Consider the following 18,454-nt stretch of genomic DNA (forward strand, 5'->3'; position numbering starts at 1 on the left):
CTTTTTAAAGAGTATCCTGAATTGGCAATAGTAGTGGAACAGGAATTGACGGAGCAAGGACTCTGCACCAATGATTATGTGGTAGTACCTGTGCATCCTTGGCAACTGGACAAAGCAATACCGGATATCTACCACCAAGAAATCAAGAAACAGATCGTGGTTCCTATACGTAACATAAGGATTCCAAGCGGGGCAACATCTTCATTTAGAACCGTTGTACCTTTTACGAAGGGAAAGGAGCCAAAACATGCGATAAAAGTAGCTGTCAACAGCCAGATGACGTCAACAGTCCGCTCCATCTCCGCCAATACCACAAACAATGCTGTGGTATTCACCCGGCTTATACATTCTATTATGAAGCAGGAACAAGACCTGGCAGAAAAGTTTTTACCTGTATGTGAATGCGCAGGATTTAATTTCAAAATCAAAGAAACAGCAGGGCGTAAAGATGATCCTCATAAGTTGAAGAGCCGAAATCTATCTGCCGTGATACGTGAGAATATAGAAACATTTGTAGCATTGGACGAAGTCGCTATCGTCTGCAGCTCATTATTTGCTCAATCACCGATCACAGAAAAGCCGCTTCTTATCGAATTGATTGAAAAGTATAGAGACGAAATAAAAGAACCGATACTTCGTAAGGCAGCGTTACAATTTGTCTCAGAGTATGTTTCAATCGCGCTTCCAGGTTTCCTTACTCTGATGGTAAAGTATGGAGTTGGTTTAGAAGGTCACTTACAAAATAGTGTAATGGTTTTTAAAGAGGGGCGTCCAGTTCGAATGTTGTTCCGTGATTGGGGAGGAACCAGAATTTACAGGGACAGACTTCAGAAACATCCGTTCCAAGTACAATTTTATCCAGGTTCTGTAACGATAACGGATAGTCTAAAGGAAATGCATAACAAGGTATTTTATACTGTATTTCAGAATCAGTGCGGTGAATTAATTCTGCAAGTTTGCAAGCATTTTGGGCTTGGAGAAGGGGAGTTGTGGCAAGAGATTCATCGGATTTGCACTAAAGTTCTTGATCAACTTGAATCCTTACCCCAATTTGCCAAAGACGCGCGTATTGACAGGGAAGCATTATACCAAGCAGAAGTCGATCACAAGGCCCTTACAAAAATGCGTTTAGAATCTGAAGGGAAAGGATATTCCTATGCAACCGTTCCTAATCCTCTTTATAAATTTAGGAAGGAGGAAGGTAACGAACCATGGCACAAATAGAAGTACAGCATCATCAGCTTCCACGCTTTGCTCTTCGCTCAAGAACGTTTAATATTTTTATGGCTGGAAGCCTGGTGACACGAGTAGGGGATTGGATGGATTTAGTCGCCTTAAACTGGGCGGTAGTACAATTTACAAACTCTCCGCTTTATCTAGGATTGGTGAATGCCTGCCGTTTGGTGCCCACTTTTATCTTAAGTTTGCCGGCAGGCATATTGGCTGATCGCTATGATCGACGAAGATTATTAATATGGATTCAAATAGGAATGATGTTGTTAACGTTTTGCCTGGGCTATCTTGTCGAGGCAAAACAGTCCTTTTGGTCTTTTGTGTTCATTGTCACCTTACGGTCTATGCTTGCCGCTATGGACCCGCCTATTCGTAATGCCTTAGTCCCGGAGCTTGTAACCCAAAGCTCAATGACTAGTGCAATTGCTATTAATACAACCGTTATTCATCTGTCTCGTATAATGGGACCGGCGATTGCAGGCGCTCTGCTTACAGTTACCGATATGGCCAATTTATTTTATATTAATGCATGGGGTACGTTAGGTGTACTATTCTCATTGCTTATGATTCGTTCTCATTCTTTTCCAAACTCTGATAAAAAGGGTAAAGAGAAGACAACGCTTCGCGAGGCAGCGGATTATGTGAAGAGCCAACCATCAGTACAATCTTTACTCATTTTAGCGATTGTACCGATGATATTTGGATTTCCTTATACAACAATGATGCCGTTATTTGCCCGAGATTTATTACAGCTTGGACCTAAAGGGTTTGGGATGCTTCTATCTGTTTCATCTATCGGTGCTTTAGTTGGCACAACCTGGCTTTCGCTTGGTAAAGCTATTAAAGGTGAAGGAAAGTGGTTGATTTATTCAATTATGGGATTTGGATTCTCTTTGCTTTTATTCATAGGAACTACAAACGTGTTTATAGCAGCAACAGCTATGTTCCTTGCGGGGTTAACAAGTCAGACTTACCGGACGATGAGCCGCATTGCTTTACAAATGCATGTTCCTAATCAACTTAGGGGAAGGATTTTGAGTATTGCCTTAATGGATAGAGGGTTTATTCCATTAGGAGCGATACTCATAGGAGCGATTGCGTCATGGGCAGGTACTTTATGGGCAGGTATTGTGATGGGAGCAGGCTGTATAGGAATAACCTTGCTTATTGTAGCCAGAAGACGACAAATCTGGAATTTGTAATTATTATAGGAGTGTAGAAAAATGATGGAAAAGATCGTTCAGACCCTCAAGATGGAACGGGGGAAGCCTTTTTGTGCTTATATTTATGATTTATCAAAACTGCATCATCATGTAAATGACTTGATGACGACTCTTCCTCGGACATGCCGATTATTTTATGCGATAAAAGCTAACTCAGATTCGACTCTTCTTAAAACGTTAGCTCCAATTGTTCATGGGTTTGAAGTAGCTTCCCTAGGGGAGATTGAGAAAGTTCGGGCTATAGATAAAAAAATCCCCATCTTATTCGGCGGTCCTGGAAAAACACATGAAGAGATTGAAGGGGCTATTCATCATAGAGTCTCCTTGCTTCATATAGAAAGTATCCATGAATTACAGTTGGTCAATCACATTGCCAGTCAAAACGAAACAACCGTAAACATTTTACTTCGAGTCAACCTGCGTCATTCGGTTCCAAACGCACAGCTAAAAATGGCAGGTGTACCGACACAATTTGGAATTGATGAAGTAGAAATACCCAATGCGATTGCTTTAGCAAAAAGTTTGCAAAATGTAAAACTCGTCGGTTTTCATTTTCATGCGATGTCCAATAATGTTGATTCCAAAACCCATGCGGACTTCGTCGACCATTGTTTCGAAATGGCAAATACATGGAGAATACAGTGGAATATAGACATTTCCTATATAAATGTAGGAGGCGGTTTCGGAATTAACTACCAGAATATTGAAAATCAGTTTAATTGGGTTGACTTTATGGAGTGTTTAGAAAAAGTGTTAGAAAAGCACAACCATTCCAATTGGAAGGTATTGTTTGAAAGTGGTCGTTATATTACTTCTTCGTGCGGCTATTATGCAGCTGAGGTATTAGATATTAAACAAAATCATGGTAAATATTTTTGTGTGGTTCGCGGGGGAAGCCATCATTTTAGACTTCCGGCAGCTTGGAAGCATAGTCATCCTTTTACAATCGTACCAGTAGAAAAATGGTCATATCCTTTCAAACGTCCTGAAGTAAACGGGGCTGTGATTACAGTAACTGGGGAGTTGTGTACTCCTAATGACGTACTTGCAAGGGATATACTAGTTACAAAAGTACGGGTTGGAGATATTATTCTTTTCAGTTATACGGGAGCGTATGGGTGGGCTATTTCTCATCATGATTTTCTTAGCCATCCACACCCAGAGCATCTTTACATAGAATCTAACTCTATTATTAGTTCTGATACAAGAATGGAAGAACAAAGAGACGAATTTTATATATTCTCTTGAATAATCTATGAAGTAACACATCGAGAGGGCCTTTAAAATTGAAGAAAGAATGATGACTATACCCAATAAGGGATACTTTAAAAATTCTTTGTTGGGTTTTTTTATTCTTAATACATAAGTGGCAGCGAACTTAATTAAAATACATTTTATTTATAATATGGTAAAAAAAGACTGGAAAATGAATATCAGGGCAATAATGACGATTAGTTTGAAATACTAGGAGGTCCAGGGAGTGAAGGAGGAACTAAACACATTTTTCCGTATTTTTACCACAACCAGGGAAGCTATCGAGAAATTTATCAATATGCTTGATCTTGATCCGGTCATTCAACATTCCAATGATGAACATGAACGCCTATTATCATCATATTACAGAAGAGGAAGAACAGTGGTTATCACGTTTAGCTGAACTGATCCCCCTGATTAGCAAATTTGAACAAGAAAAAGAAGAGAAAGATTTTACCCCTACCAACTTTCTTCTATGGCATGTTGCCAACTTGGGTAGTAATACAACAATATTATCGAGGATGACTCCTCCAGTGCGGCCTGCATCAAAACCATCATCTCTACCCAGCTTAATCCCGTCGTTAACAGTAACGTTATAGACAAGGTTATGTTCAATTATCATATTGGTTGACTCGAATACATAAATCCCTGCATCTATTGAACGACTGTCATGCGCTTCATTAAAGCTAATGGTACTATTCGTTATTCCACAACAAAAATTAATTCCATCTCCGGCTGTATTGAAAACATGGTTGAAACTGATTAAACCGTTTGAAACATTACGCAGTTGAGCCCCTTCGTCACCACTTGAATCATGGATAGTATTGTACAGGATTCTCGTACGTTGTTTGACCGGTGCAGAGGCTAATAATTCAATTAAGTCTCCTCTTCCATTTCTTATTTCCAAACCATTTATCGTTACATCATCCGCCAGAATTCTAAAAATAACAGACACTTTATTAAGTCCATCAACAATAGCTTCTGTAGTTATTTCCTGGCGTCCGAGTTGTAAAACAATTCGGACGAGAATCTACATTCGCTTGCGGACCGAGAATAGTGACCGGTTTATTCACGAGGACTCAGTAGGCAAAATGGCCATCCAATCTAGATGGTTTTTTATTTTGTAAATATCCCTCTTTTTAAACTCCAGTCTTCCCTCCTATTGTAAATCACTGACCCATGCATACTGATGTAATTTAAATTTTTGGAAAATCTAAGAGAATACAAGAGACAACATTAAGACAAGTGGAGGGGAACGCTTACTAACGAAGCAGGAGTTCACAGATGAGCACGTTCGCGTTTTTCCTTTTTTAGGAACAACCAATCAAGAAGTAAGTTATTAGAAAGGGATATAATTTTTATTTTAACTTATCATATAATATACATTATATTCATTTAAACTACCAAAATCATATGTTATACTCATCATATAATGTTTATTTTTGGCTCCATTTGGTATGAATTTTAAGTGGTTAAACTCAGCATATAAGTTAAGAGGTGAGAAGGATGCTAGAAGAATATATTGCTAGTCTTGAAAAACAGGATAAGTCCCCAAAAACCATTATTTCCTATCGGAATGATATACATATATTTTTAGATGAATTACATATTCAGCCTGATGATTTTGTGACGGCAACGGATGTAAGAAAGTGGATTAATAGTTTATTAAATCCACATGAAGGAAAGCCTTTGGCGATTACCACGATTAATCGCCGATTAAATTCTTTACGAAGTTTTTATTCATGGGCGCAAAAAAGTAGGAAGCTGCAGCATAATCCAATGGAGGGAATCCCTGATTTAAAATCTGCCGATGAAGATCAAGAAAAAATCATGTGGCTCACAGAAGAAGAATTTGAAGATCTTTTACATCGGGTGAGAAAGACACCGGTAAAAAGTAGAGGGGTGGATCCAGAAGAAAAGTACCGCCGCGATCGAGCCATTATCTATTTATTGACATACGTTGGTTTGAGGGTGGATGAACTATCAAATTTAAAGTTAACCGATCTTGACTTAGAGTTAAGACGTATTCGGATATTGGGGAAAGGTCGGAAGCTTCGGACGGTGCCCATGTCCAATACCTTGTGGCAGGAACTGTACGACTGGTTAATTTTTAGAGCAGAAATGTCAAACAAGAAACGTCATGTAGAAGAGTCGCCCTATGTGTTTTATAGCCAAAGGTCAGCCAAATTTACAGTTCGTGGGATCCAGTCGATGATTGAAAGTTATAGCTTGCCGAAGAAAAAATTAACGCCCCATATGTTTAGGCATACATTTTGTAAATGGATGTTAAAAGCAACGAATAATGACATTGAAAAAGTTCGGAGGTTGGCCGGCCATAGCAACATTTCAACTACAGCAAGGTATCTAAGAGATTCCTATAGTGACCTGGCGGATGCGGTGGAAGGTTTACCAAAATTTTAATTTTTTAAGAAAGTAGAAAAGTAAAATGGTATTTGTTATTTCGGGAGTATTTTGACGTGTTTCTTCTATTATATAAGCTGTTTATTAATAAAAAAGCTTTCTTGTAGTAATATAGGGTTAAAAGGAGGATCAACCTGACCACAAAAGAAAATGCTAATAAAATCAACTTCCTGAAGAGTGGATTAAATTAGTAAAAGAAGCAATGAAATCAAATATAACGAAAGAGGATTTTAAGCAATTTTTGAAAGAGGAAAAAGAGAAAAGGGATAAAGGCTTAAGGTAATTGAATATCTAATGTTTTTTTATAACCTGGTATGCATTGCTGCTTTGTCTTACTCTGTCTATATTCCCATTTTTGGTCAGTAAGGAGTATATATATTGTTATTCTCTTGTAGTTTTTTTTCTATTTCTTTAATATTCTTTGGTGTAACACGTTTACCGGAGTATTCTTTTAACACCGCGTTCACCTTTAGCTGCACATTTACTGTAAAAGGATCTCTGGCTGTAAGCCGCATTTTGTATTTTGAACGGATACTTTCCACTGCTGCCATTTCCCTGCCCATGGTCACTTTTTAAGGTTCCTTGACTATATTTGTCCACGAGCAGCTTAAAATAGAACATTTTCTCAGCAGGAATGGTATCAACAACATGACCATACCGAAAAAAGCTGATTCCGCTTATTTCGATCTGCTCCTTCCCAATTTTTCTTAACTGTGGCAAATAAGGTGTTTTCCCTAATTGATTAAAATCAAATAAAAAACGCTGCAGGTTAGTTTTTGGCACATCTTTTGTTTTCATATTATGGCGGATGAGATTGGTTAAATATACGGCATTTCCTATTTTTCAATAATTGCCTCCAATTATATTCTTTGATTCACCCTATGTTACAGCGAGGTAAAGGCCAGCACCAATGATGGGATCCCGTTGAAACGAATCCATCAGTTCTAAAATTCCCTTTTTTTTCGCAAGCTGTTCACCAAAAAGGACCACTTTAAGGCTTCCCGTTACGAGTGGATCTGGTGATTGGCGCTGCACATCTCTTAAAAAGTCACTGCTTAGCGTAGAAGGGCCGTGAAGGTTTTGTTTTCCACAGCTTTATCTGGCAAATAGACCGGTACTAACGCCGTTCCGCGGATCTTACCACCAACATAATCAAAGGACTTCCCGTTTCGAGATTGACATCATCTAAGATCTTCTTTTGTACACATCCAGCAAGAACAACGGAAACGATGATAACGGGTATCATGATGTTCTTCATTTTTTCTTCACCTTTTTCACAATCAATATCATAAAAAAGAGTAAAGGAACGTACCCATAATTCAAGAAAAAATCTATTTTCCCTATATAGTCGCTCAGGGTGTTAATTTGCTGCCGTGTCTTTAAAATATTAATGGTGATTAATATGACCATTGATAATAAAAGGACACCATATTTTTGCTTCAGGTTAATCACCCTTTTTACAATGCGGCTGGCACACCAAAGAGCAATACAAAAATTGGGGAGAATGATGATATTCCAATTGGCGATGCCAATGTATTCAAATCTCTCGACAAAAGGCATTTCCACTATTTTCCACATTGTCAACGTTGCCCAGATATTCTTTTGCAGCTGTCCCTCTGAAAAATAGGCAAAGGTTGCAATGGTAAGAAGTGTATAGAGAAAAGTGGTTAAAAGAACACCCAGATGGGCCCATTTCTTTGATTTTTGCGGTTCTTTGATAAACGGATAAAGATACAATAGTACCCCATAGCCAGAATAGGTGAAGGACATTTGATAAGATGCCATAACCAGATCCTTTATCGAGTGGTCAAAGATTGGAAGTAAATTTCTGGTATCAGCATAGGGTATGGTAAATAAAAAAGTGAATATTAGATATGCCGGAAGAACGACTCCGAAAAATGCCACACCTGTTACCGTTCTAAGCCCTCCGAAAATAATATAAATAGCCAAACCACAAAAAGCCAATGAATACCAAAAGGTACTAAGATCCTGAAACATCCAAGCTTGAATGACTTCAATAAAAGTTCTTAGAGTTATGATAGCTGCAAGCAAAAAATGTAAAACAAATGGCAGGGACATGAGTTTGCCCATTTTCTTTCCAAATACGAAAATATGAGCTGAAATAATATCCCCATCTGCCGTTTCTACGATTTTGTACATCATCCAAAGAATAATATGGGTGCTTAAACCGGCAATAATAACCGCTATCCATGCATCATATCCTGCGATTTGGGCGATTACGCGCTGGAAGCCAAGGACCCCTATGCCAAACTGCATTGTGTGGACTATAAAAAAAACTAAAAAAGGCGATATTTTTACTTTTTCAGGCACTAATTGTTGTTCCATAGCCCTTCCTCCGCTTCCTATTCGTCAATATCTCTTTTTTTACTGGGAGTAAAACGAACAGGATGTTGTGTCCTTAAAGTTTGTGTCCGTTTGTATTGTTTGTTAAATGGGAGCCTGATTAGAGAATCCTTAAGGTCCGTCATTTTTGATGGATAGATCGGTTCTAAAAAAGGCCTGTTAAGAGAAGTAAGTCTTATTAAGTTTGTCATTAAGAAAAAACAAAAAAAGATTCCAAGCAGCCCCATAATTCGGCAAAAAACAAAAATGGAAAGCGTATTAAACGAATGGTGTTGCCCATTTTATAAACTGGCGTTGTAAAAGAGGCCAGTGCAGCAAGGGCCACAAAAATCAGGAGGACATTACTTGTCAGTCCTGCTTCAATGGACGCTGTTCCGATTACGATATCAATTGTCTAACCGACTTTGGTAGGAAGCCGTGCTCCTGCCTCTCTTAGTAATAGCGCCGCCAAAATGGGAGGGAGTGGTATTTCCCGGCGGGAGGTAACTCAGGTGTTCATCAAATCCTTTGGTAGGAGTTCGTAATGGTATGATAAGGCAGCTACATATACTGGCGTTATTAAAATAGAAAATGCTACAGCAAAAAGACGGATCAGCAGGAAAAAAGAGGATAACATCCAAATTAGGAAATAATCCTCGAAAGAACTGAAGAATTCAACCAGAGTTGTTGGGGTAATCAGGACTTGTGGACACCTATCAACGAATATGGCTATTTTCCCTTCTGTCAGAATGGCCTTGACCCTGTCCGGACGCTCCGTGTCCAGAAGCTGTGGAAAAGCGGAATTTTTATTATACGATACTTAATTGAACTATGTAGGAACTATCTGTAATGGCAATAAATTCAACACTTTTGATCCGTTCTCTAACGGTTTGAACATTCTCAGGATCGGTAATGCCATCAATGGCATAATGACCACATTCGTTTTGGAATGAGAGCCGACGGTTAATTCTTCAACAATCGTTCTTTAACGGGAAGCCTTTTGGGAAATAAGTTTTACATTTTGCTCAATTGATTCGACAAAAGCTTCCTTCGGACCGATTACGCTAAATTCAACCTCAGGCGTTGTAATGCCGCAAGTTCCTTTTAGGCAGCTAAAAACCCAAAATTCTTTTTGTCTGATTAAAGAGTTTACAGACCATATCCATTAAATAATAAATGAAATAGAAAAACTGTTATTGGTTTGACGATTAATAAAAGAAACCTTTTTATAATCCTTTGATCGGTGAAGATATTGCTCCAGGGATTCTATTTCATCATTTTGTCCCAGTTTTTTTGCAAACCAGCCCTTCTTGGCGTCTCACCACCGTCTACCATTTTTTATTTATCGTTTCCTCCTTTGGAAGAATTATGAATCATGCTGCTGAAAAAAATATAAACTTGAATGGAAATAGATACTGTTTGGATTCCAGTAGATGTTTTTTTAGTATATTGAGTAAATAAAGGTTTGGCTGCTAAAAGCATATCATGCCCTCATATCCAATAAACGCAACATAGTTGACATTATGTTGAAAATTATTTTTAGAAAATAGGCGAAATTAAGAAGGGGTATACAAAAAATGAGTGAGTTTTTGAAACTGCAGCGTGAAGGCTTTTATTTGGTTTTAAAATGGGGTAGCTTTTGATAAATCTGAATCTATTATTATGGAAGAGTTAAACATCTTTATCATCGTTATGATAAAATATATACTCTACAAATTCTTCAGCAATTTGATGAGGGATATTATCTACAATAAAAATTTGAAATTGACTGCCTAGCTCAATTAATCGGTAGTTGAAGGGGACAGTCCTATCCGGAAGAAAAGCGGAACCCGAAAACCCGCACGGTTACGGGCATGTATAAAATCCTGCATATTTCATTTTTTCGGAACACCATAGAAATGTTGATATAGTAGGGATGGTGGGGATATGTTAACTGTACATGTATAGAGAATACAAAAAGTCTCTTATTAAACAAAAGACTTTTTTTACGTAACCTCTTCTCTGAACATCAACATACTAAAATAAACCTATTAAGTTTGGGGACAAGCACAAGCTGATTCTAATATCTTTCATATATTGGTATATATTTGTATTCATAAAAATTGAGGTGCATTTATTAATGCCTAAACATAAAGAACAAACAGGACCACCAGGTAAGCCAGGACCACCAGGTAAGCAAGGTAAGCCAGGCCACCAGGAGCTACAGGAGCTACAGGACCAACAGGACCAACAGGACCAACAGGACCAACGGGGCCAACAGGACCAACAGGGCCAACAGGATCTACATCTATCAATCAAATTTATGTATCGAATGCTGGTAGTAATGATGTTTCTGTTATAAATGGAGTAACGAATACCGTGATTACTACTATTGCGGTTGGGACTATTCCACTGGGAGTAGGGGTTAATACATCTACCAACCTTATTTATGTAGCAAATACTGTAAGCAACGACGTTTCCGTAATTAGTGGAGCAACGAATACCGTGATTCCACCCTTTAAAAGAAATTTCATGTGATTTCCGATTTAACTTAAATTCATCAATATTGATTGTTTGTGAAACGGTTATTTTATACCGTTTTAATATTTTACTCGTGCGGCTAACTCAATCGGGTCAAATGGTTTAACAAGATAATCATCCGCCCCGAGATCAAACCCCTTCACCTTTTGCGCTGTTTCTCATTTGGCGGTTAACATTAAGATCGGAATATCACTGAACTCCCGAAGCTCTCGACATAATTCCTAGCCATCCATGTTTGGCATCATAATATCAATGATTGCTAAATCTACCTTTATTTTTTCCATCAATTGCAATGCCTTTATACCATCAGAAGCCTCATAAAGCTCGAATCCCTCCTTTTTTAAAAAAAGGAGGACAAGTTCTCGAATATAGCAGTCATCATCGACAATTATTATTTTCGTCATTCATCCTCATCCTTCCGAGTTATTACGCAGGTTCTATTAATCGTAATTGTTGCTCGGCAAATTCACGATACAAAGAGTGAGTTTGTAGAAGTTGTTCGTGTGTACCACTTCCGGTAATTTTTCCTTTTTCGAAAAAGATAATTTGATCAGAATCAATGACAGTTGATAAACGATGGGCGATAATGAGGGTCGTTCTTCCCTTCATTAAAAAGCTTTGATGGTTTTGTTCGTAGCACCAATTGAATAAATTGACCCCAGCCTTTTTGTTGCTTCACTTCTGACATATTAATTTACATCCTTTCTATCTTTGTCGGTAATTAACATATCCCATTCCTTATTACAAACATGATTATACAAAGAATATATGAATTGAATATGAACAACAAAGGTTCATAGTGCTCAAAATGAGTTTTCATCTGACTACTAATTGTAATTCATAATCCTTCCAGCATTGGAAATAATAAATACAATGCTGAATACGGCGGTGAAAACGATAATGGGCTGGTTTACAAAAAAACAGGGACAAACAGATGAAAAAGAATCACTCGAACAATATCTCAAACGCTCAAACGATTTTAAACAGGTTTATTATATCAATCAACCAACAAACACTCAGTTTTCTTTTTCCTTTATTGCTACGCTAATTGACGAAAGCATTTTGCAGGAGAATGCCCTTCCTTATTTACTAGAGAAACCCTTCGAAACAATCGAAGATGTAAAGAAACTTATCGCGATAGCTGACGTGCAAATTAGCAACGATCCAAGCGTAATCGAACAGAAATTGTTTAATGGATATGTACTATTAACACATGATTCAGACAAAAAAAACTTTGCGTTTTTGGCCGCCCAAAAAGAGCTTGTCCGCGGCATTACAACGCCGGAGGTTGAATTTAGTGTAATCGGCCCGAAGGAAGCTTTTGTCGAATCAGTAGAGCAAAATATCAACCTCATTCGTAAAAGGCTCCCCGTGAAAGAACTTATTATTGAAGATTTTACAGTGGGTTCTCTTTCTAAAACGAAAATATCCGTTTTGCACATTGATGGCATTGCCGATCCCACCAATGTCAAAACCATTAGGGAACGGATAAAAGGTATCGAATTTGATGCTATTACGGATAGTTCCTATATCGTCCAAATCATATCTGATAATAAAAATTCCCCTTTTCCCCAACTTCTGGATACGGAGCGTCCAGACAGGGTGACAGCCATTCTGGCAGAAGGGAAAATTGCTATCCTTGTTGATGGGTCACCGCAAGCATTGATTGCGCCAACAACACTGGTTGAATTCTTCAGTTCCTTTGAGGATTATTTCTTAAATTGGATGTTATCCTCTTTTTTCCGGCTGATCCGGCTTTTCGCCGTTGCCTTTTCAATTTTAATAACGCCTGTATATGTAGCGACCTTATCCTACCATTACGAACTGATACCAAAGGATTTAATGAACACTTTGGTTACCTCCCGCCGGGAAATACCGCTCCCGCCCATTCTGGAAGCACTTTTTTTGGAACTGACGATTGAACTGCTTCGGGAAGCGGGAGCGCGTCTTCCTACTAAGGTTGGCCAGACGATTGGTATCGTGGGCGGTATCGTTATCGGAACGGCCTCTGTTGAAGCCGGACTGACAAGTAACGTCCTCCTAATCATCGTGGCGCTGGCAGCATTAGCATCTTTTACGACACCTGTTTATAAAATGGGCAACGCCATTCGGTTACTGCGCTTTCCTTTCTTGTTTTTTGCAGAATTGTGGGGGCTGCTTGGAATCGTTTTTTGTTTTTGTCTGTTAATGACACACGTAATAAGGCTTACTTCCCTTAACAGGCCTTTTTTAGAACCAATCTATCCACCTAGAATGATGGATTTGAAGGATTCGCTTATTAGGCTTCCGTTCAGCAAACAATCCAAAAGGCCACAAGATTTACGGACACAAAATCCTGTTCGTTTTTCTCTTAATGAAAAAAAGGAAAAAAGAGATATTGATGAATAGGAGGCGAGTGTTGGGATATGGAACAATTAGTGCCTGAAAAAGCAAAAATATCGCCTTTTTTAGTTTTTTTTCTAGTCCACACTATGCAGCTTGGCATAGGTGTCCTTGGCTATCAGCGCATTATCGCTCAGACCGCAGGATATGATGCATGGATATCGGTAGTTATTGCTGGTTTAAGCGTCCATATCATTCTATGGATGATTTACAAAATCGCTGAAACAGCCAATGGGGATATTGTATCAGCTCATACTTTCGTATTTGGAAAGAAAATGGGCAAACTCCTATCTCTGCCATTTGTGTTATATTTTTTACTTATCTGTGTCTCGGTGCTTAGGACCTTTATTGAGGTCGTACAAGTGTGGATGTTTCAGGATATGAGTACTTTTTGGTATTCCTTGGCTTTTTGTAGTTTAGCTATCTATATTATTTTCGGAGGGTTTAGAACCGTAACAGGAGTGGCATTCTTTGGAGTTGTTCTTCCAGCCTATCTAATATTCACTTTTTTCTTTACCATCCCTTATGCTGATTTAAGAAATTTACTTCCAATCTTTGATCACTCGATTAGGGATCTGGTTATGGCATCTTATCAAATGTCGCTTACTTATCTCGGCTATGAGATACTATTGTTTATTTACCCGTTTATTAAAGAACCACAAAAATCAAAAAAATGGGCTCATCTGGGTGTCCTTTTTACCACTTTTCTTTATACGTTTCTTACTTTTGTAACCTTTGCCTATTTTTCAGAGGGACAGCTGCAAAAGAATGTCTGGGCAACGTTAACAATATGGAAAATAGTGGAAATGCCTTTTGTGGAGAGATTTGAATACATTGGCATCGCCAATTGGAATATCATCATTCTCCCCAATTTCTGTATTGCCCTATGGTGTGCCAGCCGCATTGTAAAAAGGGTGACCAACATGAAGCAAAAATATGGTGTCCTTATATTAGCAATGGTCGTGTTAATCACCATTAATTTTTTAAAGACCCGGCAACAAATTCACACCTTGATCGACTATACAGGAAAAATTGCTTTTTTGATTAACTACGGGTACATCCCATTACTCTTTTTTCTGATTCTTATTGTGAAGAAGGTGAAGAAAAAATGAAAAGTATCATGATATCCCTACTAATTTTAACCACAGTTCTTGTAGGGTGTGTACAAAAGGAGATCTTAGATGATGTTAATCTCGAAACGGGAAGCGCTTATGATTATGTTGGTGATAAGATACGCGGAACGGCATTAGTACCTATCTATTTGCCAGATAAAGCCGTTGAAAATAAAACCTTTACGGCCTCTTCTATCTTAAGCAGGGATTTTTTTAGAGATGTGCAGCGTCAATCTTCAGATCCGATCGTGACAGGAAGTCTTAAAGTAGTCCTTTTTGGTGAACGGCTTGCGAGAAAAAAGGGAATTTTAGAACTGATGGATTCGTTTCAACGGGATCCCAGCATTGGTGCTGGCCTTTACCTCGCTGTAACAGAGGGTGAAGCAAAGGATTTTGTTGAAGGTCAGTTTGGAAAAAGAGGAAATGCCGTTTATTTATCCAATCTCATTCGCCATAATATGAAAACAAAAGATGTGCCCAAAACAAACCTTCAGCGTTTTTTATTTGATTTTAATCAATTGGGGAAAACACCTTATCTCCCGCAGTTAAGAAAAATTGGAAAGGATCAGATTGAAATAAGCGGAATCAGCTTTTTTCGGTATGGAAAAGTCGTGGAAACCATTCCAGCTGAGAAAATGTTCTATTTCAAGCTGCTCGTGGACAAATATAGTCAAGGAACCTTAAAGGTGAACATGGGCAAAGATTTGGCAGCCATTGAAAGCATCCGTTCAAAATACAAAATGCGGCTTGCATCCAGAGATCCCGTTACAGTAAATGTGCAGCTTAAGATTAAAGCTATCTTAAATGAATACTCCGGCAACCGTGCTACACCAAAGGAAATTAAAGAAATCGAAAAGAAACTACAAAAGAAAATTGAAGTTGAATGTAAAAAATTAACAAAAGGGTTTCAGGAAAAAAATATTGATCCAGTAGGATATGGGCATTTTGTAAAAAGCAACACTAGGCAATTCAATTTTAAACAGTGGGCAACTGACTATCAAAATCTAAAAGTAAATGTCCATGCAGATGTAGCCATTACGGAATCTGGGGTCATAGAATAATTTTGATATTCACTTAACCATTTTAGAAAATATATTGCTTCATACCATTCTCTGCTGAATCTGAAAAGGAGACACTTTGTTTTAAGATCTCCTTTTCATTTAATATAAGGTTTTAGATCACATTTTAAACATTTATTTGGAAAATCGCCCCACTAAAACCCAATAAAGGAATGCGCTGAAAACAGTAATGAGTGAAAGAACCAATAAAATATTACTATATAAGGAAGCGTCCGAATTATTTAGATATTCAAGGATATTTCCTCTCATTGATGAGTGATCCATCATTGCTGCTGTATAGGCTATACCAATGGAAGCAGCTACATTAAGAATCAAATTATAAAATCCGACCGCTGTTCCCGAGTTTTCTTTCGCAATAGTACTAATGCATGAATCAATCATCGGAGCATACATAAACGCAAACGAACTAGAGAATAAAATCATGGAAATTACGAACACAATCACAGAACTTTGTATAAAAAATCCGCCTACCAATAGACTGGTGGTAATACCAGCCATTGCAATAGTGATACATTGCCTGGTTCCTAATACTCTAGCAATTTTTCCAGAAAGTGCCCCAACAGTGGCGGCTAAGACATAAGCCAGGATTAGTAATAACGAAATGGTATCAAGATTCAAATTATAAAGCTTTTCAAGGAGAAACGGAAACAAGAAAATATACGCTAATTGCACTGAGTAAATAACAAAAGCGATTGCTAACAAAGAGAAAAAACGCTTGTTTTGGAAAAATGAAATGCCAATGAAAGCTTTGGAATCCTTGCTGATATAAACTATGAACAAGGCAATTGCGACAATAAACACGAGAAGATAAATATAGTTAAAACCAGTAATATATAACAATAGGGTTGCAGCAATGGCTCCTACTAGAAATAAGCCAATTACATCAACATTACCGCCTTTCAAAGAAACAGGGGAAAAAAAGACTTTTGCCAAACCTTTTTATTATCGAATTTGGGAGATTAATAAACAGTGTACAGGTTTAGAAAGTAAAAGAAGTAATGAAACCTTTGATCATGACCCCATTGAAAAGGCAGAGGAAATTATTAAGGGATATATGAATGGTCCTGATTACACATTTCATTCTGGAAAAGCCGTATATTATCCGACATGGGATAGAATCAATTGCCCTCCACTTAAAGATTATAAAGTGCCGGAAGAATACTATTGCACCCTGTTGCATGAAATCGTTCACAGTACCGGACATCAAAGTCGCTTAGCACGCCCAGGCGTCACGACACAAGGTGTGGCTTTTGGGGACGAAGTGTATTCGAAGGAAAGAGGAATTAGTAGCGGAAATGGTTAAACAGACTATAATGAGAAGAGTTTCTTAGTTAAACCAATGTAAATACTTGATAAAAAGGAGATGACCTTATGGGTGGTTGTGGCTGTTTGGTTGACTATGTTTGCTGCGCACTACGAAGAGAATATGCAGTAGCTTATTCAACAATCGGGCGCTTTAATTGAATAAGACAAATAAAAAGTCGATTCCTTTTACGTACAGGAAATCGGCTTTTTTGGGTGGAGTATTTGCTTAGTGTACAAAATTCGCGTTTTGCGGGCGATATCCCTGTTAAGACTTATGTGACGGATTAGAGCAGCAACCCTGTGATCAAGCCCATTAGGGAAATTGGCGGAATTAACGGAATTAACTAAAGAGAAAAATGTAAAGGTTATTTATTTTGAGGAGCTAACAGTATTTCCTGGTTATTTTGTAACTTTCAAGGCTGATTTCTCTTTTCTGGAAATCAGCCTTCCTTTTTGTAACAATAATTAATCTTTTGATAAATCAAAAAAATAACGATGAATCGCTTGTCTAATTATGCTCGACTTCTCTTTAATCAAGCGAGGTTTATAAAAATAGAAAATGGATCATGCTATTAAGCCTTCTTTTTATTTACTACAAATACTATAATACTCATTAATCATTTCTAGAATAGTAGAATATTCTTCTTCAATATTTTCCTCTTGTTGTGACGGGGTTTTTGTGTCGTCCTTCATAATAATCATCTCCTTTTCATCTCATTTTATACTGTTATATATAACAAACGTTATAAGATAATTGTATTATAACAAATTTTGATTATGCGTAGTTTTTGAGGAAAAATTTTTAATATTAACCGATTATTTAAAAAACTTACTGTTTCCAGGAGAGTATAAACAAGCCTTAATCGGTGAAATCAGGAGAGAAACTAGCTGTTGAGGCATTCGGAAATTAAAGTCCCGGAGGAAGGGTAACAGCTTACGAATATGATGCGTCAGGGAATCTGCTAAAAGTAACCGCCCCTGAAGGGAAAATAACTACCTTTTCTTATGATAGCGATCATAAAATTACAGGCATCACAGATGCTCGAAGTGTCAAAACAGCGGTTAGCTATGATACGTTAGACCGTGTAACTAGTATCAGCCATCCGATAACTTCATTAAATACACTTTTGGAAAATAACACATCTGAAACTGTGTTGAAGGTAGGGGAATCTAAATTAGCAGATAAGATTTCGAGCTTATGTACAAGTCGTTCAGAGCGTTAGGAAAGAGAAGAGCAAAGAAGTTGATGGAGGCAGCTAAGCGTAACCCATTTAAGAGTACACTATATCATAGCCATTTGATTAGCTTAGAGATGTATATTCAAATGTTTCTCCAATACCAAGAGCATCTATCCAAGTTGGATGAGCGAATAGATGCTTTGGAAGGAGAAATAGAAGAAAATAAGATTATCCAATCGATCCCTGGAATTGGTGAGATCGAGAGGTTTAATCATCCTAAAACTGGTTGCCTTCAAACTATGGGTTTTTACAATTGTAAAAAAATAAAGGCACTTTTGATGCCTTCAAAATTCACAACTGGTTGGCAATTAATATATAACAATCTATTCTATGGAAAATAGCAA

General features: G+C 37.8%; 15 protein-coding genes and 7 pseudogenes. 14 read left to right on the forward strand and 8 right to left on the reverse strand.

From position 1 onward, the window contains the following. The 4 genes and pseudogenes from J7E67_RS14475 to J7E67_RS32540 form a co-directional block, all read left to right on the forward strand. A partial coding sequence (locus tag J7E67_RS14475) for an IucA/IucC family protein (RefSeq protein ID WP_285291929.1) occupies positions 1 to 1,224 on the forward strand: 1,224 nt, incomplete at its 5' end. Further along, positions 1,212 to 2,435, forward strand: a complete 1,224-nt coding sequence (locus tag J7E67_RS14480) for an MFS transporter (protein ID WP_214732179.1) — start codon at positions 1,212 to 1,214, stop codon at positions 2,433 to 2,435. The genes J7E67_RS14475 and J7E67_RS14480, both read left to right, overlap by 13 nt. Positions 2,436 to 2,456: 21 nt before the next feature. Then, on the forward strand, positions 2,457 to 3,704 hold the full coding sequence (locus tag J7E67_RS14485) for a type III PLP-dependent enzyme (protein WP_214717482.1): 1,248 nt from the start codon (positions 2,457 to 2,459) through the stop codon (positions 3,702 to 3,704). 304 nt (positions 3,705 to 4,008) lie between these two features. Beyond that, positions 4,009 to 4,120 (forward strand): annotated as a pseudogene (locus tag J7E67_RS32540) (IMEF encapsulin system ferritin-like cargo protein); the annotation flags it as partial. Here J7E67_RS32540 and J7E67_RS14490 read toward each other — a convergent pair. Beyond that, entirely contained in the window at positions 4,069 to 4,665 is a 597-nt protein-coding gene (locus tag J7E67_RS14490; protein ID WP_214717483.1) for a right-handed parallel beta-helix repeat-containing protein, read from the reverse strand. The pseudogene J7E67_RS32540 and the gene J7E67_RS14490 overlap by 52 nt on opposite strands. Before the next feature lie 551 nt (positions 4,666 to 5,216). Here J7E67_RS14490 and J7E67_RS14495 point away from each other — a divergent pair. Further along, complete coding sequence (locus tag J7E67_RS14495) at positions 5,217 to 6,131, forward strand: tyrosine-type recombinase/integrase (RefSeq protein ID WP_214717484.1); 915 nt, start codon at positions 5,217 to 5,219, stop codon at positions 6,129 to 6,131. Positions 6,132 to 6,312: 181 nt separating this feature from the next. Further along, on the forward strand, positions 6,313 to 6,414 hold the full coding sequence (gene sinI / locus J7E67_RS14500) for a DNA-binding anti-repressor SinI (RefSeq protein ID WP_214717487.1): 102 nt from the start codon (positions 6,313 to 6,315) through the stop codon (positions 6,412 to 6,414). 152 nt (positions 6,415 to 6,566) lie between these two features. Here sinI and J7E67_RS14505 read toward each other — a convergent pair whose 3' ends face one another. From J7E67_RS14505 to J7E67_RS14520, 4 genes and pseudogenes are all read right to left on the reverse strand, one after another. Continuing rightward, positions 6,567 to 6,914, reverse strand: a complete 348-nt coding sequence (locus tag J7E67_RS14505; RefSeq protein WP_214732180.1) for a Ger(x)C family spore germination protein — start codon at positions 6,912 to 6,914, stop codon at positions 6,567 to 6,569. A 96-nt stretch (positions 6,915 to 7,010) separates the two neighbouring features. Next, positions 7,011 to 7,172, reverse strand: a pseudogene (locus tag J7E67_RS14510) (Ger(x)C family spore germination protein); the annotation flags it as partial. Between the two features lie 213 nt (positions 7,173 to 7,385). Next, the gene (locus J7E67_RS14515; protein ID WP_214732182.1) at positions 7,386 to 8,477 is read right to left on the reverse strand and encodes a GerAB/ArcD/ProY family transporter; all 1,092 of its coding nucleotides are present in this window, start codon (positions 8,475 to 8,477) and stop codon (positions 7,386 to 7,388) included. 17 nt (positions 8,478 to 8,494) lie between these two features. After that, positions 8,495 to 9,762 (reverse strand): annotated as a pseudogene (locus tag J7E67_RS14520) (spore germination protein). Between the two features lie 831 nt (positions 9,763 to 10,593). Between J7E67_RS14520 and J7E67_RS31305 the strand changes: the two are divergent. Then, positions 10,594 to 10,815: a hypothetical protein gene (locus J7E67_RS31305; RefSeq protein WP_251026788.1), complete on the forward strand. Its 222-nt coding sequence runs from the start codon at positions 10,594 to 10,596 to the stop codon at positions 10,813 to 10,815. Beyond that, entirely contained in the window at positions 10,812 to 10,991 is a 180-nt protein-coding gene (locus tag J7E67_RS31310; protein ID WP_308161413.1) for a hypothetical protein, read from the forward strand. Before J7E67_RS31305 ends, J7E67_RS31310 begins: the two co-directional genes overlap by 4 nt. Here J7E67_RS31310 and J7E67_RS14530 read toward each other — a convergent pair. Both J7E67_RS14530 and J7E67_RS14535 read right to left on the reverse strand, forming a co-directional pair. Next, positions 10,977 to 11,398: pseudogene (locus J7E67_RS14530) on the reverse strand (response regulator transcription factor); the annotation flags it as partial. The gene J7E67_RS31310 and the pseudogene J7E67_RS14530 overlap by 15 nt on opposite strands. A gap of 22 nt (positions 11,399 to 11,420) precedes the next feature. Continuing rightward, a pseudogene (locus J7E67_RS14535) lies at positions 11,421 to 11,606 on the reverse strand (multidrug ABC transporter permease); the annotation flags it as partial. 288 nt (positions 11,607 to 11,894) lie between these two features. On the opposite strand from J7E67_RS14535, the gene J7E67_RS14540 reads away from it, so the two are divergent. From J7E67_RS14540 to J7E67_RS14550, 3 genes are read left to right on the forward strand one after another with little or no spacing between them, the layout of a single operon-like run. After that, positions 11,895 to 13,382 (forward strand): spore germination protein, encoded by a 1,488-nt coding sequence (locus tag J7E67_RS14540; protein ID WP_214717125.1) that lies wholly within the window; start codon positions 11,895 to 11,897, stop codon positions 13,380 to 13,382. A gap of 17 nt (positions 13,383 to 13,399) precedes the next feature. Continuing rightward, a complete protein-coding gene (locus J7E67_RS14545) occupies positions 13,400 to 14,488 on the forward strand; it encodes a GerAB/ArcD/ProY family transporter (RefSeq protein WP_214732183.1) in 1,089 nt (362 codons plus the stop codon). After that, positions 14,485 to 15,549 carry a Ger(x)C family spore germination protein gene (locus J7E67_RS14550; RefSeq protein ID WP_214732184.1) on the forward strand — a complete coding sequence of 355 codons (1,065 nt, stop codon included), beginning with the start codon at positions 14,485 to 14,487 and terminating at the stop codon, positions 15,547 to 15,549. Before J7E67_RS14545 ends, J7E67_RS14550 begins: the two co-directional genes overlap by 4 nt. Before the next feature lie 132 nt (positions 15,550 to 15,681). Here the strand turns inward: J7E67_RS14550 and J7E67_RS14555 are convergent, their stop codons facing one another. Further along, positions 15,682 to 16,407: an MFS transporter gene (locus J7E67_RS14555; protein WP_251026780.1), complete on the reverse strand. Its 726-nt coding sequence runs from the start codon at positions 16,405 to 16,407 to the stop codon at positions 15,682 to 15,684. Positions 16,408 to 16,420: 13 nt separating this feature from the next. On the opposite strand from J7E67_RS14555, the gene J7E67_RS32545 reads away from it, so the two are divergent. The 3 genes and pseudogenes from J7E67_RS32545 to J7E67_RS31315 form a co-directional block, all read left to right on the forward strand. Further along, positions 16,421 to 16,870, forward strand: coding sequence for a zincin-like metallopeptidase domain-containing protein (locus J7E67_RS32545; protein WP_214732186.1), 450 nt, complete (start codon positions 16,421 to 16,423; stop codon positions 16,868 to 16,870). A gap of 943 nt (positions 16,871 to 17,813) precedes the next feature. Then, a pseudogene (locus J7E67_RS32315) lies at positions 17,814 to 17,957 on the forward strand (RHS repeat domain-containing protein); the annotation flags it as partial. A gap of 15 nt (positions 17,958 to 17,972) precedes the next feature. Further along, positions 17,973 to 18,331, forward strand: a pseudogene (locus J7E67_RS31315) (IS110 family transposase); the annotation flags it as partial. Positions 18,332 to 18,454: the final 123 nt, after the last annotated feature.

This window comes from Bacillus sp. ISL-46, from assembly GCF_018613205.1.

Excerpts from the sequence above, each read along its gene's own strand:
- J7E67_RS14480 (WP_214732179.1), top strand. The coding sequence starts at position 1,212 with ATGGCACAAATAGAAGTACAGCATCATCAGCTTCCACGCTTTGCTCTT.
- J7E67_RS14485 (WP_214717482.1), top strand. The coding sequence starts at position 2,457 with ATGATGGAAAAGATCGTTCAGACCCTCAAGATGGAACGGGGGAAGCCT.
- J7E67_RS14495 (WP_214717484.1), top strand. The coding sequence starts at position 5,217 with ATGCTAGAAGAATATATTGCTAGTCTTGAAAAACAGGATAAGTCCCCA.
- J7E67_RS14515 (WP_214732182.1), bottom strand. The coding sequence starts at position 8,477 with ATGGAACAACAATTAGTGCCTGAAAAAGTAAAAATATCGCCTTTTTTA.
- J7E67_RS31305 (WP_251026788.1), top strand. The coding sequence starts at position 10,594 with ATGCCTAAACATAAAGAACAAACAGGACCACCAGGTAAGCCAGGACCA.
- J7E67_RS14540 (WP_214717125.1), top strand. The coding sequence starts at position 11,895 with ATGGGCTGGTTTACAAAAAAACAGGGACAAACAGATGAAAAAGAATCA.
- J7E67_RS14545 (WP_214732183.1), top strand. The coding sequence starts at position 13,400 with ATGGAACAATTAGTGCCTGAAAAAGCAAAAATATCGCCTTTTTTAGTT.
- J7E67_RS14550 (WP_214732184.1), top strand. The coding sequence starts at position 14,485 with ATGAAAAGTATCATGATATCCCTACTAATTTTAACCACAGTTCTTGTA.
- J7E67_RS32545 (WP_214732186.1), top strand. The coding sequence starts at position 16,421 with ATGGCTCCTACTAGAAATAAGCCAATTACATCAACATTACCGCCTTTC.